The sequence below is a fragment of the Colwellia sp. SU-HH01217 genome (genome assembly GCF_057543495.1).
This window is the reverse complement of the sequence record NZ_BAAJLX010000030.1, coordinates 1-2,822: the sequence shown is the minus strand read 5'-3', so window position 1 is coordinate 2,822 and position 2,822 is coordinate 1. Positions and strand designations below refer to the sequence as shown.

Genomic DNA, 2,822 nt, shown 5'->3' with positions numbered 1-2,822 from the left:
TTGCTTAAACGGACAAAAAACAGTTGGTTTTTGCTCCTGCGTCGCTTATTTTAACCAACTATTTTTTGCCGCTTAGCGAGGCGTTATATTTTTCACAAGGATAGGAGTCAATTATGACTATAGTGCACAAAAATGTTATTTCATTTCTACTCGGCAGCTCTTTTGCTTATCTATTTGTTTGGTTAATTGGTGTTGTTGCTGCAATGCCAGTCCCTGAATTTCTTCGACCGTATAATGAGTTTGTAGTTTCATATTACTCAAATATATTAATCGTCATATTTGCGGCAGTTTTATCATTCGTTATTATGTTTTTGGTACGTAAAGCATTCAAATTATTTACTAAGCAAAATTTATTTTACTTTGCTCTGCCAATAGTTTTATTCTTAACTTATCTGTTGGTATTTTTAAGTTTTGCTGTAGCTCCACTAATGTATGCAGCAATACCAACACTTTTAATAGCGGCGTTAATTTCTAACGGCGCACAAAAAATATAACAAGTTGCTTAAACGGAAAAATAACAGTTGGCCATCGCTTCGCGATTATAGCCAACCATTATTTTCCGCTTAGCAAAGCGTTATTTGGCAACACGAAATCGAGTTGTTATTTTATTGTAAGAACAGTGTTTTCAAGGTTAGCTTGGTGGGTTACGCCTCAGTTTTCGCCTAACCGTTTTGGTGTTTGTCGTTAATAGACTTTACGCTTTTTTAAGACACCTTGCGGTAAAGTCATTAACTTTGTTCTAGCTTTCGTGTTTGGCTCAAAAATCACGGTTTGGTTAGTCGTGTTGCTGGGTATTTTTTGCTTCTACGGTCGGGCTGTCAAATCAGTAAAAGCTCTTGTTATCGTTAGTGTTTATCGCTACCATCAAATAACAAGATAATTCAAATCGGACACGTAACAGTTGGCCATCGCTTCGCGATTATAGCCAATGTTACTTTGCCGTTTAATATAAACGTTATATGTCATTATGATTCAGAAGGTTTCGATTACATTTGGAGTTTTACATTTAGGCTTTGTCATCTTTATGGCTTACGTAATTGCTACGTCATCAGATCCTGTAGCTGTAAATGCTTGGTTGCTATTTATTCCTTTAGATTTTCCAATATCTTTAGGTATGTTTCCTATTAGCTATATATTTGATGGTAATTGGCTTTTAAGTTCTATTGACGCTCATGGTAATTACAATATATTCCGTGATATTAATAACTTCTGGGTACCAGCTATTTATACTGGCGTTGTGGGTTCAATTTGGTGGTTCTATCTCCCTATTATGCTCAGTAAAATAATACAGGTAATCAAAACTAAGAAAGCCAAGTAAGGTTAACTTGCCATATAACAAGTCACTTAAAAGGACAAAAAACAGTTGGTTTTTGCTCCTTCGTCGCTTATTTTAACCAACTATTTTTTGCCTCTTAGTGAGGCGTTATTTGGCAACACGAAATCGAGTTATTATTTTATTGTAAGAGCAGTGTTTTCAAGGTTAGCTTGGTGGGTTACGCCTCAGTTTTCGCCTAACCGTTTTGGTGTTTAACGCTAATAGACTTTACGCTTTTTTAAGACACCTTGCGGTAAAGTCATTAACTTTGTTCTAGCTTTCGTGTTTGGCTCAAAAATCACGGTTTGGTTAGTCGTGTTGCTGGGTGTTTTTTGCTTCTACGGTCGGGCTGCCAAATTAGTAAAAGCTCTTGTTATCGTTAGTGTTTCTCGCTACCATCAAATAACAAGATAATTCAAATCGGACACGTAACAGTTGGCCATCGCTTCGCGACTATAGCCAATGTTACTTTGCCGTTTAATATAAACGTTATGTGTTATTCAAATATGGAAGTATGAAAGATGAAGGATGATCAATTTAAAGCTTGGGAAATTAAACGCAAGAAAGGCAAATTACATTTTGTGTTAATTCACGGTATTCTATCATTTGGTTTGCCAATGTTTGTTGTAATGGCCTTTATAAGTAAACCATTCAATGACGGCTTTTCTTCAGAAACAGCAATCGCACATATTATTACTTGGCCTTTAGCTGGTTTAATATTTGGAGTAATCGTTTGGCATTTAGCTGAGTATAATTACAAAGTTGAGTTAGTTCGGCGTACTAACACATAACAAGAACTTCAAACGGAAAAAATACAGTTGGCTGTTTTCACTCCGTTCAACATTTTAGCCAACTATATTTTTCCGCTTAAGTAGGCGTTAGTTTGCTATTAAGATTTACTAGGGAAAGTGGTTTCAAATTCTGGTGAGTTTGTTAATCGAAGTGGTTCATCACAGGAAGTGTCTAGGTTTTACCTGTCGCGTTTAGCGTTCAAACTTCCATGTAATCTCAATCACGTTAAGCCTTAACTTTTCAATAGTTTGCTGATAATGTTGCGTTTACAAAAATTCAGTTGTTTGTTTAAGTAAAGTGGGGCGGTCAAGCCGCATTAACACCGCATAACTAACAAGAAATTAAACAAGGACAAAAAACAGTTGGCTTTTGTTCACTACGTTCACTTATTTTAGCCAACCATTTTTTGCCTGTTAATTAGGCGTTAGCCTTACAAGGATAATCATGGCTGAATCGGATGACGATATGAAAGCAAGGAAGTTGAGAGAGTTGGAGGGCAAGAATATTGCTTTTTATTCAACGCTACTTTCCGCATGGATTCAAACTAAGATGGAAAGAGATAAAACATTAGTAACTCTTTCTGCTGCTGCAATTGGTTTATTAGTTACAATTTTAACTACGGTTGGTGTAAGTCAGCTTTATATTCTTTTTGTATATATTGCAGCTTTTATAGGTTTTGGTATCTGTATTGGTATTTCTTTAAAAATTTATAGAG

At 35.7% G+C, this 2,822-nt stretch carries 4 protein-coding genes; all 4 read left to right on the top strand.

The annotated features are described in order from the left end of the window. The first annotated feature begins 113 nt into the window (after window positions 1-113). Window positions 114-494 (top strand): hypothetical protein, encoded by a 381-nt coding sequence (locus AC27G3_RS18055; protein ID WP_487124011.1) that lies wholly within the window; start codon window positions 114-116, stop codon window positions 492-494. A gap of 530 nt (window positions 495-1,024) precedes the next feature. Next, window positions 1,025-1,318 carry a hypothetical protein gene (locus AC27G3_RS18050; RefSeq protein ID WP_487124010.1) on the top strand — a complete coding sequence of 98 codons (294 nt, stop codon included), beginning with the start codon at window positions 1,025-1,027 and terminating at the stop codon, window positions 1,316-1,318. Between the two features lie 518 nt (window positions 1,319-1,836). Then, the gene (locus tag AC27G3_RS18045; RefSeq protein WP_487124008.1) at window positions 1,837-2,106 is read left to right on the top strand and encodes a hypothetical protein; all 270 of its coding nucleotides are present in this window, start codon (window positions 1,837-1,839) and stop codon (window positions 2,104-2,106) included. A gap of 445 nt (window positions 2,107-2,551) precedes the next feature. Next, window positions 2,552-2,822 (top strand): hypothetical protein (locus AC27G3_RS18040; protein WP_487124007.1); only part of this gene is annotated, 271 nt, incomplete at its 3' end.

Coding starts and splice junctions, on each gene's coding strand:
- AC27G3_RS18045 (WP_487124008.1), top strand. CDS start 1,837: ATGAAGGATGATCAATTTAAAGCTTGGGAAATTAAACGCAAGAAAGGC.
- AC27G3_RS18050 (WP_487124010.1), top strand. CDS start 1,025: ATGGCTTACGTAATTGCTACGTCATCAGATCCTGTAGCTGTAAATGCT.
- AC27G3_RS18055 (WP_487124011.1), top strand. CDS start 114: ATGACTATAGTGCACAAAAATGTTATTTCATTTCTACTCGGCAGCTCT.